Source organism: Paenibacillus konkukensis, from assembly GCF_023523925.1.
In the GTDB taxonomy this organism is placed as follows: domain Bacteria; phylum Bacillota; class Bacilli; order Paenibacillales; family NBRC-103111; genus Paenibacillus_S; species Paenibacillus_S doosanensis.
In genome coordinates this window covers 502,509-515,480 of record NZ_CP027059.1, presented here as the reverse complement: position 1 = coordinate 515,480, position 12,972 = coordinate 502,509, and the positions used below count along the sequence as shown (strand labels likewise).

The following is a 12,972-nucleotide window of genomic DNA, read 5'->3' as shown; positions in this document are numbered from 1 at the left end:
ATGGTCAAAATTTTGGTAATTGAAGACGATGCGGATATTCAGGAGCTGCTCCGCGAATTTTTAAGCGCGCAAAACTATGAGGTGGATGCGGCGGACGACGGCGTTAACGGGATCAGGATGCTTAAGGACAACAGCTACGATCTCGTGCTGCTCGATGTGATGATGCCGAATTTGGACGGGTACAACGTCTGCAAAATGATCCGCGGCCAATCCTCGTCCCTGCCGATTGTCATGCTGACGGCGCTCGACGACGAGGCCGCCCAGATCAAAGGCTTCGAGCTCGGAATCGACGATTACATCACAAAGCCGTTTTCCTTCAACATTTTGATCAAACGGGTCGAGGCGGTGCTCCGAAGAGCGAAGGCGGATTCGGCCTCGGGCGTGATCGTGTTTAAAGAAGTCGCTGTAGACAGGGAAGGCTTTATCGCCACGGTCGGCGGCAATAAAATCGAGCTGACGGTCAAGGAATTCGCGATTCTCGTTTATTTGCTGGACAACCGGGGGCGCGCCGTCTCCCGAGAAGCTTTGCTGGATCATGCGTGGGGGTATGACTATTACGGGGATGCGCGGATCGTCGATACCCATGTCAAAAATTTGCGAAAGAAGCTCGGCGTTCCTTATATTCAAACCGTTAAAGGGATAGGGTACAAGTTCGATGAACAGACTTAGACGGAAAAGCAAAGGGATCACGTTCAAAACGTCTTTGTTCACCAGCGGCTTGCTGATCGGCAGCACCGTCGTCATCTTCATTTTATTTTATTTCCTGCTGCCCGGGTATTATCATCAATACAAAATCAAAACGTTGAATGAAGCGCTGGACGAGCTGATCCGGCTATCGGAGCATGAGACTTTTCACGAAGCGCAGCGGCAGCTGGACTTGTTTACGCAGGAGCATAACGTCTGGATGGGAGTCCAGGATGAGAACGGACGCCTCGTTTATGTGCCGTCCGTATTCGTCCGGCATGATGAGGCGGCATCGGAAGATGCACAAGGCATGCAAAATATGCCTTTAAGAAAAATTCAATTGGATACCCCTATAGAGAATATGTACGCCGTAAGTAAACCAATCTCCTTCCAAGACGCCAGGTACACGTTGATGGTAAACGCCACGCTGCAGCCTATTGACGAAGCTTCCCGGGCGATCCTTCTTTTCGCGCCTGATGTCTTGCTGCTGGTGCTGCTTGTCTCGATTGCGGGAGCGGCCGTTTATTCGAGATGGCTCACAAGGCCGCTGCTGAATATGAACAGGGCGGCGAAGAGCATGGCGAATCTGGATTTTACGGGCGCTCTGCAGATTCATTCCGAGGATGAGATCGGCGAGCTGTCCCGGAGCTTGAACCGGCTGTCCCAGAATTTGCAGGATGCGATGGAGGGGCTGCGGCAGGCCAATGCCCAGCTGAATACCGAAATTCATAAGGTGCGGCAGCTCGAAGAGAAGAGAAAAGAATGGATCGCGACGATTTCCCATGAACTGAAGACGCCGATTACGACGGTGACGGGGCAGCTGGAAGGCATGATTCACCGTATCGGGGCTTTTCAGGACAGGGATAAGTATTTGCACCGCTCGCATGAAGTGATGATGGATATGCAGAAGCTGGTGCAGGAGCTGCTGGACAGCTCGAGAATGGAAAGTTCCGACTTTCGGCCCGAATGGGAGACGGTCGATCTGTCCGATGTCGTCCGGGACAGCTTGCGCCGGCTCGACTATATGGCCGCCGACAAGCGGATTACAATCGTCTCGGAGACGGCCGGTTCGCCGAAGATTCGGGCGGACCGCAATTTGCTGCAGAAGGCGGTCACGAATGTAATTCGGAACGCGATTCAATATTCTCCCGCCGGCGAACAAGTGAAGATTCGGACGGAGAGCGACCCGCGGCACGTCATGCTGCAGGTATGGAATGCAGGGACCGCTATTGCGGAGGATCAGCTGGAGGAAATTTTCCAGCCGTTTCACCGGATCGAGAGATCGAGAAACCGCGGCACCGGAGGAAGCGGGCTCGGCCTGTATATTGTGAAGCAAATACTGGAGGCGCACCGGGCGTCCTATGCCGTAACGAATGCGGACGGCGGCATTTTATTTACGATCCGGTTTCCGAGAGAAGACCTGTGAGAGGGTCTTCTCTTTTTTTGCGTTTGACGGAAACGGCCGCTCTCCGCAAAATCCACAAGCCAGCTCCACAGAAACTCCACATACGGCCTTTATGATGAAAGAGCGGCGGGAAACTGCGGCGCTTAGATTACAAGAACGGGGGTGAGAGCCATGAGATTTCGGCGATGGATGCGCAGGGACTCGGCTTCCGCATGGCTGTTCCTGCTGCCGAGCCTGATCGGATTTTCACTGTTTTATTTGATCCCGTTCGGTATGGGAGCAGCTTATTCGTTTCAGAGCTCTTCCGTAGACGGCAGCTTTGCCGGATTCGCCAATTATCAGGAGCTGCTGGCCAGTTCATCGTTTCGCAAAGCTGCGGGCAATACGTTCCGGTTTACCGTCATCAGCGTTCCGCTTATGATCGCGGCTTCGCTCTTCATCGCCATGCTGCTGAACCGGAGCGCTTATTTGCGCAATTGGCTCCGTACGGCCTTCGTCATGCCGCTGGTCGTTCCGGTCGCCTCGATCATTTTGATCTGGCAAATCTTGTTCGACTGGAACGGAACCCTCAACGCGATGCTGCACGCTTTCGGCTGGAGCCGGGTCGATTGGATGAAGACCGATTGGGCCAGAGTCGTCGTCATTTTCGTCTATGTTTGGAAAAACATCGGCTACAACATCGTCTTGTTTTTGGCCGGACTGCAAAACATTCCGCGCGATTACTACGAAACCGCCGATGTCGAAGGGGCCGGAGCGGTGCGCAAATTTACCGGCATCACGCTCGTCTACTTACTCCCGACGACCTTCTTCGTCGTGCTGATGTCGATCGTCAATTCGTTCAAAGTGTTCCGGGAAACGTACTTGATCGCCGGCGACTATCCGCACGACAGCATTTATATGCTGCAGCATTATATGAACAATATGTTTATGTCGCTCGATATTCAGAAGCTGACCGCCGCCGCAACGCTGATGGCCGTCTGCATACTGGCGCTGGTCATTGCGCTGTTTGCCGTAGAGAAGCGGTTTCGCAGCTTTATGGAATAAGGATAAGGAAGGTGTCGTCATGATCCAAACCGACACGGCCAGGAAGGCGCTTGCGACGTTCTTCCTTGCCGGTATAGCTCTGCTGCTGCTCGCTCCGATTATACTGACGGTGACGAATTCGCTGATGACCGAGCAGGAAATTTCCACGAACTACGGCGCGATCGGTCAGATCGGTTCCGATTCCGGCCTGTTCGTCAACTTGAAATTGCTTCCCGATTGGGTGTCCTGGGAGCAATATGCCAAGGTGCTGGTTGACACGCCGCAGTTTCTGCTCATGTTCTGGAACTCCGTGCTGCTGGTCGTTCCGATCATTGCCGGGCAGGTCGCAGTCGCTTCGCTGGCCGCGTATGCTTTTGCGAAGCTGAAATTCCGGGGGCGGGACAAGCTGTTTCTTGTCTATCTTATGACGATGCTGATGCCGTTTCAGGTTACGCTCGTGCCCAATTATATTATTGCCGATCGCTTGGGGCTTATGAACAGCCAGGCCGCGATTATACTGCCGGGAATTTTTGCGGCGTTCGGCGTGTTTTTGCTCAGACAATTTATGCTGCATATTCCTTATACGTATATGGAAGCGGCGAAGATCGACGGAGCGGGTCAACTGCGAATATTTTTTACCATCGTGATGCCGCTCGTCAAGCCCGCGCTTGCGGCGCTGGTCGTTTTATTGTTCGCGGACAATTGGAATATGGTCGAACAGCCGCTCATTTTTTTACAGGACGCGTTTAAACAGCCGTTATCCGTTTATTTATCCCGGATTAACGGGGAAGCGCTGGGCGTGGCGTTTGCGGCTTCCGTCCTTTATATGACGCCGATGGTGCTGCTGTTTTTATATGCAGAGCCCCATTTCATAGAAGGGGTTCAATTGTCCGGGGTCAAAGGGTAGCTTGCGCCGAAAGAACCGTTAGGAGGAACGAAACGTGCAGATAGCAATGAATGAACAGACGGCCGCTAAACGAAAGAAGACGATAGCCGCCATATTCGGTTGTTTTCTAACCTTGCTGCTGCTGCTTACTTTATTCAGCAATACCCTGCTCGCGATGAAATTGCCGAAAGTAAATACAGAACAGCCCCGAAAGGCGAAGCTTCAACACACGATGGAAGGCAGCGGAACGATCGAACCGCAAGAAGCGGCAGAGCTGACGAACGCGGCCGGTCTGAAGGTGAGCAAGACGCTTGTCAAGGAGGGGGACTTCGTCCAAAAAGGCCAAGTGCTTATCGCCTTCGATAATAAAGAAGCGGAGCGGCAGCTTCAGGACGAACAGGCGAGGCTTAGGCAGCAGCAATTGGCGCTTGAAAAAACGCAGGACGATTATATTGCCGCACGGCAGAACGGAGATGAACTCGCTGCACGGGCGGCAAACCGCAGCTTGGAGAGTCAGACTATCGATATCGGCATCCAGGAAAGAAAAATCGCAAGTATGCAGGAGAAGTCGAACGAGCAGAGAGAACTGAAAGCGCCGTTCGACGGGACGGTGACCAAACTGCTCGAAGACGAGACGCTTCCTCCGTCGCCGGGGCAGCCGCTCATCCGGATTTCCCGGACGGATAAGGGATACAAACTGGAGATCGAGCTTCCGGCAAGTTCGGCCAATCTCTTGAAGACGGGAGATAAAGTGCCGGTCCGGATCGATTCGGAGGGAAGCGCGAACCGGCAGGTGGAAGGGCTAATTACGGAGATCGAAAAGGTTGAATCAAGCGGAACGTCAAAGGGCGCCGCATTATCTGCGCGGGACAAGAAAGAAGCGGATACTCAAGCCGCAGGCCCGCAGAAGCGGATCGTCATTTCAGTACAAGGCGAAGGCATTCAGGGAGGAGAAAGCGCAAGCTGCGTCATCGTTAAGCTGGCTGCCAAAGAGAGCCTGCTGATCCCGAATGGCGCGATCAAAGAGGATGGAGACGGCAGCTATGTATATACCATTCGCGAGAACAAGGGGCCTCTTGGAAACGAATTTACCGTGGAAAAGTCCTATCTGACCAAAGGCGATGCGAACGACAAGGAAACGGCCGTCGCCAAAGGTCTTTCGCCGGAGGATAAAATCGTTATTGAAAGCAGCGAGCCGCTGCAGGAGGGCAATCGCGTTCGGCTGCAATAAAACCGTCAAGGATCGATACGAAGGGAGCAATGATCAATGAAACGAATCAGTCTTGCCGTCATCAGCGGCATGTTGGCCGTAACCGTTACGGCATGCACCGGAGGAAGCGAGTCAAACAAAGGGGGGGCGGCTGTCGCGGCGGACGGCAAAAAGATCGTGACCGTCTCCGTGCTGCAAGCCGACAAATTTCTGAAGCTCGCGGAGCAACAATATGAGCGGTCTCATCCGGACATCGACATTCAAATCAAGGAATATCAAGCTGCGCCCGATGGCGGGAATACATCGATGAAGCTTGGAATGGACTCGGCTTCGTTCGAGAAGTATGTCAACTCGGTTAACACGGAAGTGCTGTCCGGCAAAGGAGCCGATCTGATTTCGCTGCAAAATTTGCCCGTATCCAAATATGCGGGGAAGAAGCTGCTCGCCGATTTGAACGAGATGATGGCAAACGACAAGGCGTTCGACATCAATCAATATTACGGCAACATTCTGAATTCAACGAAGCAGGACGGCGGCTTGTACGCCATGCCGCTCAGCTTTTCCTTAAATACGCTGCTTGGCGACGCCGCTGCGATTCGAGCCGCAGGGGTCCCGATCGATGACCGGCAGTGGACCTGGGACAAGTTTGCGGAGATAGCCAAGCAATTGACCCGAGATTCCGATGGGGACGGAACCCCGGATAAATATGTTATGACGAATAACCCGCCTGAATCGCTGCTCGTCAATGTGCTTGGAGATCATTACGGCAAGTATGTCGATCCGGCCAAAGGGGAAGCCCGCTTTGATTCGAAAGAGTTCATGGATCTGATGAAGCAGATCAAGCAGATGTATGACGACGGGCTGTTGTCGGATGAAGCGACGAGCTGGGGAAACCAGTTCTTCAGTCCGTGGTCGGTCAATTCGCTGGAAAATTTCGTGCTGTATCCCAAGTCCGTGTATGACGACGGTAAAGTATACCGGAAGCCGGGAACGGATCAAGGCATTACTTTCCTATCCAGAATGATGTTTGGGATTAACGCCAAATCGGGCGTCAAGCCGGAAGCCTGGGATTTCCTGAAGTTTCTGCTATCCGAAGACATGCAGTCATCGCCGGATTTGAACGGTTTTCCGCTTCATCGCGCCGTAGCCGAGAAGCAGCTGGGCGAGCTGCAGGAGAAGCTGAAGCAGGGCGCGATCAAGCTGCTCAATGGAGCGGTTCCCAAACCTTTGACGGATGAAGAATTGCAGTCGGTCCGCGAAATGATCGCTGAAGCCAACAGCTTCACCCAATCGGACGCGAAGGTCAATTCGATTGTCGGGGAAGAGTCCAAGTCTTACTTTGCCGGGCAAAAATCGGCGGAGGAGACGGCCAAGTTAATCCAGAACCGGGTGACGACCTACTTAAACGAATAATACAACAAGAACCAACGCGGAGGTATGTATGAAACGACAAAGCAACTCGCGCACGCGAATAAGAAGCTGCGCCCTTCTATTGACCGCTGTCCTTAGTTTCGCAGCCGCTATCCCGGCTTATGCGGAAGGGGATAATCCGGGAGCCGCAGCGGCGGCCCCGCTCTCCTCGGGAACGGCTCCGTCTATCGGAAACGTCCAGTTAAACGATTCCGCTTCTGTGGAATTGATCGATGTCATGATGCAGCCGGATGCAACGAATCCTGCGATCAGCTTCACCGTTCATGTCGATAACGGAGGAACCTCCGACCTGCTGTTCATGGATTACTGGGTGCGCTTAAGAACCAAAGACGGCGGCGAGATCCAGGTGCATACGCTGCCGCAGGATAGGAACAAAAACCGGATTGCCGCCAAATCGCAGCAGGATATCCACTTCTACGCCGTGCCGGAGCAGGCGGTTGATCTGCATGATCTCACGTTCGAATTCATCCAATGGGATTTCAGTGAGCCCGGGTTCGAACGTGTGCTCGCCCGGCTATCGGTTCCCGGGTCCTATCCGACCGTTATCCCGGAGGGCGGGGAGGAAACCGTCCAAGTCGACGGAATTCCTATGAAGCTGTCGGTTAAGAAGCTGCATATGGCCAGGAATGCGAAGAACAGCTCGCCCGCCATAGTACTTCGTCTGGAGAACGCCGGAAATGGGAACCTGAAGGTACCCGCATACGAATACAAATTCCGGACGCGCGACGGTCTTATGTATCCGCTGCAAGCCAAACAGGCGCAAGGCTTGAGCATCGCTCCGCAAGAGGCGAAGGAGCTGGAGCTTACGGGCAGTATTCCCGCTTCTGTTAATGCGGATGACGGAGAGCTGCTGATCGGCCTGGCCATTCCCGAACCGGGCATCATCATGCCTATCGGCGATTTGAAGCTGCCGGCAGCCGCGCCACCGTCCGGAGAGCTTGGGGAATCATTTGCGTTTCATAATGAGGCCGGCTCTTACATCGTGCAGCTGGCCGGTGTTTCCCGCGTTCCTTGGGACGGCCAGGATATTGTAAACGCCGCCGTCAAGCTAACGAATCAAGGAGGGGATACGCTGCCGGTTCCCGATATGACCGCGTACTTCCTGTTTGACGATTCGGTCAAAGTAGACGCCAAGCTGGTTAACGGCAGTCAAGCGATCGGCATTGGCGCAAACTCGGCCATCGAATTTCAGGCGATCGGCAAAATTCCTTATACGTACCGTTATTCACAGGCCAAGCTAGTGCTGCAGGAGAAAGCTAGCGATACTCCATCGGCCGATACGCTGGAGATCGCGGTTCCAATCGGCCTCCAGTCCGTTCCGCTCGCAGCGGCAGGCTCCTCTTATACGCGTGAAGCCGAGGGGCGGAGGGCCCGATATTCGATAGCGGCCGTCAATACTTATTCCGGACCTTCGGGCCTGCTCATATCCGCAGAGCTGGAAGTAAGCAACCTGGAGAAGCGGGCTGCCGACATGGCTCCGCTGGCCGCGCGCTTCCTTGCCAAAGACGGCGCGGTATTTCCGGCGCAAGTATCAGAAGTGCGCCAACCGATCGGACCGGACGGAAAAGCGTTGTTCCATGTGTGGGCCGAGCTGCCTGAAGGTCGCAGCGCGGACGATATGCAGATCATCGTCGGAGACGCTGTCGCCATGGCCGCCGATAGCGATAGCGAGGGAGAGAGCAAACCGGACGCATACGCGAGCCCGGTTGCCTTCGAGCTGCCGTCCGAGAAGAGCGATGTACAACCTTCGTTGAAACAAATCGAGCTGTTTCCTTACATGATTTCTTTGAGCCGGATCAACACCTCGATCCATACCGGCAAGCTGTATTTGAAGTTCGATTACGAAATTACGAGGACCGGGCACATCGAGACGGACATGGCGGGACATCGACTGGTCCTTGTCTTCGAGGATCATTCGGGGAATCAATCGTTTGAGAGGTCGTACGATCTGAAGGATTGGGAAGCGGAGGATGACGGCAAGGCGTCCGAGTCGGGGAACGACAATGCGCTAAGGCCGGGCAAGAAACAGCAGTTTACGATTGAGGTAAGCGATGAGGATCTGATCTACAAAACGGAGTTTTTAAAACAATACAGCCTGAGCGTCTACGATGAATTTCAAGGACATCGCAAGCTGCTCGGCAAGCAGAATGCGGATTGGTTCGCCGTATCGGAATGATCCGCAGCACGGCCTAAGCTTCGAAATGCGGAAGCTTAGGCTATTTGCAGATAAAGGATGTTTTTGTGCAGCGCAGAGGTGAATGCGAGCGGGGCAGCCGTGCGAAGGACGCCGGCAGCGTTTGTCGTTACCGGTCGCCGAACAGCGCGGAAATTTGCCGGCCCGCTTCCTTTATGAGAGCCACATAGGCATCGTCGTGGGCCGAATCGGCGCGAAGGAAGGGGATGCTGATGCTGATGCTCGCAATCATTGCGCCGTTGGCATCATAAATTGGAGCCGCATAGCACTTGGCGCCGACATAGGACTCGCTGTCGTCGAGACTGTAGCCGTTCCGGCGGATGAGCTCCAGGCGTTCCGCGAGCATCTCGACGGAATCGATCGTATGTTCCGTCAATTTCTCGAAATGATAGCTTGCGAACATATCCCGAATCGCTTTATCGGAATACTGGGAGAGCAGCATTTTTCCTACGCCGGTTACATACGCTTTCTGGGTTTGTCCGATTTCGAAATGGTAGCGCACGGGATGAGTCGTTTGCTCGCAGGCAATATAGACGATATCCAAGCCGTCGAGCACGGCAAGATGAATATTTTCGTTCACTTGCCGGGCCAGCGATTTCATAACCGGCTTAGCATGCAGAAGAAGAGGATCGTTGGAATATCGCGCCGCAAACTCGTAAAACTTGGTTCCGAGGGTAATTTTGCGTTCTTCGTTGATTTTGGCGTATTTGCGGCGCACCATCGTTTGAATCAGCGCGTGAATGCTGCTGGCCGCGATGCCGAGGCGCTTGCCCAGCTCGTGGGTCGTAATGCCGTGCGGATGATGGATAAGCTCCTCCAAAATATCGAATACGCGGTCGGCCGACTTCACCGGCGAGAAATCGCTTTTGCTCATAAGGACAGTCCTTCCCGAAAAATTATATTGACATCATTATAGCATGAAGCCATAATAATATCATCTTAATATACATATATATAAAATATAATTTCACATATGTGAAATTAAAGAGAGGGGTTCGCTCTTTTATGAAAAAACGATAAGACGGTTCATTGCTGACGATTACTTAACAAGTCGCTCGACAGCTTCAGGCTCCGCAAGATTGGAAACGCTGTCAATCCATCTTCGAGGAGACTCCGAATAGCAGCTTTTCTTAATTATCGTAGGAGGTTATTTCATATGAAGAAAATAATGTCTTGGCTTCTGATTTCCGTTCTGCTCGTCTTCCCGGTGTTGTCCGCATGCTCGAACAAAAGCGGAGCCGCCAATTTCCCTTCCAAGCCTATTGAGCTGATCGTTCCGTTCGCCGCCGGCGGAGGTACGGACACGATCGGCCGCGCGTTGGCTGAAGCGATGAAGGCGAGCCTTGGACAAGAGGTAGTAGTAGCCAATAAAACCGGCGGTTCCGGTTCTGTAGGAATGAACGAGGGGCTCCATGCGCAGCCCGACGGGTACACGCTGACTATGGTCACGCGGGAAGTAGCCTCGCTTCCTATGATGGGGCTCGCTCCTTTCAAGACGGATGACTTTACTTACATCGGCAACGTCAATACGGATCACATTGTGCTGGTCGTGTCCGCCAAATCGAAATACCGGACCTTTGAAGATCTGATGGCTGCGTTAAAGGCGAATCCCGGTAAGCTGAACTTTGCCGCTTCGGCGGTTCCCAATTACTATGCCATTCCTTTCGCGCAGGCAGCCAAAGCGGATTTCGTAACGGTACCGTTCCAGGGAGCGGCCCCGGCCATTGTGGAAATTTTGGGCGGACGGGCGGACTTCGGCCTATACGGCCCGGGTGAAGTAAAAACGCATATCGACAGCGGTAATTTACGCCCGCTCGCCATCATGTCCGACCAGCGGCTCGAAGGATTAAAGGACGTTCCGACCATGAAAGAGAAGGGAGTCGACGTGATCGCCATGACGTATCGCGGGTTGGCCGTTCCGAAGAAAACGCCCGATGAGATCGTGAAAAAATTGGAGACGGCGGTAGCCAAAGCGGTGAAAGATCCCAAATTCATCGATTTTATGAACCAATCGTTTGCCGAAATCGATTATAAAAATGCAGCCGACTTCAAAGCCTATATTGATAATGATACGAAAGCGTTAGTGCCGATCGTTGAAGCGGCCAAAAAACAGCAGAAACCGTAACTATTATTTTATATGAAAGGATGTGTTCCAATGAACAATGCCGGCGTTTGGGCCGGGCTCCTTCTGCTCGGCTTCGGCGGAATTTTGTTCTGGCAATCGCTGACGCTAGAATACAGCACTGCCCTGGGGCCTGGTCCCGGATTTTTGCCATTATGGTTAAGCGGTTCTCTGATGCTGGTTTCGCTGCTGTATATCGGAGAGTCCTTGAAGAAGGAAGCGATCCGGCTGCATGCTCTTTTGCCCAGGGGCCGGGCGCTCGGGAACATAGGCTGCGCCATCGGCGCGCTGATCGTATTCATGCTGATCGTATCGTTTACCGGATTCGTCATTGCGGCAACGGCGCTGCTGTTCATCGTTCTGGCAAGAGAATTCAGATGGCACTGGGCGCTTTGTATTTCGGGCGGAATTTCCGTCGCCGTATTTGTCATTTTCCAGACTTTGCTCGATGTGCCGCTGCCTGTAAACGATTTCGGATGGTAAGGAGGGATGAATGTTGGATAGTTTTATGCAAGTAGCGGAAGGATTTGCGGCGGCGTTTTCCTGGTGGAACCTTCTGTACTGCCTTATCGGAGTCACCATCGGGATGCTGGTAGGCGTTCTTCCCGGGTTAGGGCCGACGACGGGCACGGCGTTATTGCTGCCCATTACGTTCTCGATGGAGCCCGTATCCGCCATCATTATGCTGTCGGGCATTTACTACGGCTCCATGTACGGCGGAACGATTACATCCGTGCTGATTAACACGCCGGGAGAAGCGGCTTCGGTCATCACCTGTTTGGACGGTCACCCGATGGCCAGGCAGGGGCGCGCCGGAACGGCGCTGGGCGTAGCCGGGATCGGCTCTTTCATCGGCGGTACCGTTTCGATCGTTGCTTTGGCGGTGATCGGCCCGCCGCTGGCCAAGCTGGCTTTGCAGTTCGGTCCTCAGGAGTTTTTTGCGCTGATGGTGTTCGGGCTCGTTATGGTTATCGGGTTGATGGGCAAATCGGTCGTTCGCGGGCTCGTATCCGCTATTTTAGGGCTGGCGCTGTCGCTCATCGGGATGGACCCCGTCTCCGGGGCGATGAGGTTTACGTTCGGGGAAGCGCATTTGATGAGCGGGCTCGATTTTGTAACGATCGCTATGGGGCTGTTCGGGATTTCCGAAGTTCTGATCGGCATGGAACAAAGCATGAATGGCGAGAAGCTGCCTAAAGTCAAAGGACTGCTGCCCAAACGCGAGGAATGGCGCCCTACGCTGATGGCTATCGCGAGAGGCACAGGGCTCGGAATGATTACCGGGCTGATCCCGGGTTCCAATTCCGTCATCCCGGCCATCCTGTCCTATTCATTGGAGAAAAAGGTGGCCAAGGACCCGTCGCGGTTCGGCAAAGGCGCGATCGAGGGCGTGGCGGGCCCCGAGACGGCGAACAACGCCTACTGCGGCTCGGCGCTCATTCCCTTGTTTACGCTAGGCATTCCGAGTTCTCCGACGATCGCGATTATTTTGGGTGCGTTCATTATGCACGGCCTGACGCCGGGGCCGACATTGTTCGAGAGCAATCCCATATTCGTATGGGCCGTCATTGCCAGTATGTTCATCGGCAACGGCATGCTGCTGATCATGAACCTTCCTATGGCCGGCGTCTGGGCGAAAATCGCAATGATTCCTCCGAAAATATTGTTCCCGCTCATCATGATCATTTCTGTCATAGGGGCATATACGGTCAACAACAGCCTTTGGGACGTGGCGGTTATGGTCGTATTCGGCGTGGTCGGCTACGCGATGAAGAAGCTCGACATTCCGATGGCTCCGATTGTGCTGACATTTGTTTTGGGCAAGCTGCTGGAAAATTCATTGCTGCAATCGCTGATTTATTTTAAGGGAGATTTCTGGGGGTTCTTTCAGCGGCCTATTTCGGGAACGCTGCTCGTTATCGCCATTCTCATGTTCGTCTTCAGCATTTATACGACGATTAAGAAAAAACGCGACATGTTTGCCGGAGATGTGGAGATGTGATTGCAACGCAACATA

General features: G+C 53.6%; 11 protein-coding genes. 10 read left to right on the top strand and 1 reads right to left on the bottom strand.

The features are described from left to right. The 7 genes from SK3146_RS02160 (at window position 1) to SK3146_RS02130 (ending at window position 8,815) form a co-directional block, all read left to right on the top strand. Window positions 1–669: a response regulator transcription factor gene (locus SK3146_RS02160; protein ID WP_249863515.1), complete on the top strand. Its 669-nt coding sequence runs from the start codon at window positions 1–3 to the stop codon at window positions 667–669. Beyond that, window positions 656–2,110, top strand: coding sequence for a sensor histidine kinase (locus SK3146_RS02155; protein WP_249863514.1), 1,455 nt, complete (start codon window positions 656–658; stop codon window positions 2,108–2,110). The genes SK3146_RS02160 and SK3146_RS02155 overlap by 14 nt, the downstream gene beginning before the upstream one ends. A gap of 150 nt (window positions 2,111–2,260) precedes the next feature. Further along, on the top strand, window positions 2,261–3,133 hold the full coding sequence (locus SK3146_RS02150; RefSeq protein ID WP_249863513.1) for a carbohydrate ABC transporter permease: 873 nt from the start codon (window positions 2,261–2,263) through the stop codon (window positions 3,131–3,133). A 19-nt stretch (window positions 3,134–3,152) separates the two neighbouring features. Further along, window positions 3,153–4,019, top strand: coding sequence for a carbohydrate ABC transporter permease (locus tag SK3146_RS02145; protein WP_249863512.1), 867 nt, complete (start codon window positions 3,153–3,155; stop codon window positions 4,017–4,019). Between the two features lie 34 nt (window positions 4,020–4,053). Next, complete coding sequence (locus SK3146_RS02140; protein WP_249863511.1) at window positions 4,054–5,229, top strand: efflux RND transporter periplasmic adaptor subunit; 1,176 nt, start codon at window positions 4,054–4,056, stop codon at window positions 5,227–5,229. Between the two features lie 36 nt (window positions 5,230–5,265). After that, on the top strand, window positions 5,266–6,621 hold the full coding sequence (locus SK3146_RS02135; RefSeq protein WP_249863510.1) for an ABC transporter substrate-binding protein: 1,356 nt from the start codon (window positions 5,266–5,268) through the stop codon (window positions 6,619–6,621). A 28-nt stretch (window positions 6,622–6,649) separates the two neighbouring features. Continuing rightward, window positions 6,650–8,815, top strand: a complete 2,166-nt coding sequence (locus SK3146_RS02130) for a hypothetical protein (RefSeq protein WP_249863509.1) — start codon at window positions 6,650–6,652, stop codon at window positions 8,813–8,815. 127 nt (window positions 8,816–8,942) lie between these two features. Here SK3146_RS02130 and SK3146_RS02125 read toward each other — a convergent pair whose 3' ends face one another. Then, a complete protein-coding gene (locus SK3146_RS02125; RefSeq protein ID WP_249863508.1) occupies window positions 8,943–9,707 on the bottom strand; it encodes an IclR family transcriptional regulator in 765 nt (254 codons plus the stop codon). A gap of 282 nt (window positions 9,708–9,989) precedes the next feature. On the opposite strand from SK3146_RS02125, the gene SK3146_RS02120 reads away from it, so the two are divergent. The 3 genes from SK3146_RS02120 to SK3146_RS02110 are packed head-to-tail and all read left to right on the top strand — an operon-like array spanning window position 9,990 to window position 12,957. After that, complete coding sequence (locus SK3146_RS02120; RefSeq protein ID WP_249863507.1) at window positions 9,990–10,958, top strand: tripartite tricarboxylate transporter substrate binding protein; 969 nt, start codon at window positions 9,990–9,992, stop codon at window positions 10,956–10,958. Window positions 10,959–10,988: 30 nt separating this feature from the next. After that, window positions 10,989–11,438, top strand: coding sequence for a tripartite tricarboxylate transporter TctB family protein (locus SK3146_RS02115; protein WP_249863506.1), 450 nt, complete (start codon window positions 10,989–10,991; stop codon window positions 11,436–11,438). A 10-nt stretch (window positions 11,439–11,448) separates the two neighbouring features. Next, window positions 11,449–12,957, top strand: a complete 1,509-nt coding sequence (locus SK3146_RS02110; protein ID WP_249863505.1) for a tripartite tricarboxylate transporter permease — start codon at window positions 11,449–11,451, stop codon at window positions 12,955–12,957. Window positions 12,958–12,972: the final 15 nt, after the last annotated feature.

Bases quoted from the DNA above. Each gene is read 5' to 3' on its own strand.
- SK3146_RS02160 (WP_249863515.1), top strand. From the start codon at position 1: ATGGTCAAAATTTTGGTAATTGAAGACGATGCGGATATTCAGGAGCTG.
- SK3146_RS02155 (WP_249863514.1), top strand. From the start codon at position 656: ATGAACAGACTTAGACGGAAAAGCAAAGGGATCACGTTCAAAACGTCT.
- SK3146_RS02150 (WP_249863513.1), top strand. From the start codon at position 2,261: ATGAGATTTCGGCGATGGATGCGCAGGGACTCGGCTTCCGCATGGCTG.
- SK3146_RS02145 (WP_249863512.1), top strand. From the start codon at position 3,153: ATGATCCAAACCGACACGGCCAGGAAGGCGCTTGCGACGTTCTTCCTT.
- SK3146_RS02135 (WP_249863510.1), top strand. From the start codon at position 5,266: ATGAAACGAATCAGTCTTGCCGTCATCAGCGGCATGTTGGCCGTAACC.
- SK3146_RS02130 (WP_249863509.1), top strand. From the start codon at position 6,650: ATGAAACGACAAAGCAACTCGCGCACGCGAATAAGAAGCTGCGCCCTT.
- SK3146_RS02125 (WP_249863508.1), bottom strand. From the start codon at position 9,707: ATGAGCAAAAGCGATTTCTCGCCGGTGAAGTCGGCCGACCGCGTATTC.
- SK3146_RS02120 (WP_249863507.1), top strand. From the start codon at position 9,990: ATGAAGAAAATAATGTCTTGGCTTCTGATTTCCGTTCTGCTCGTCTTC.
- SK3146_RS02115 (WP_249863506.1), top strand. From the start codon at position 10,989: ATGAACAATGCCGGCGTTTGGGCCGGGCTCCTTCTGCTCGGCTTCGGC.
- SK3146_RS02110 (WP_249863505.1), top strand. From the start codon at position 11,449: ATGTTGGATAGTTTTATGCAAGTAGCGGAAGGATTTGCGGCGGCGTTT.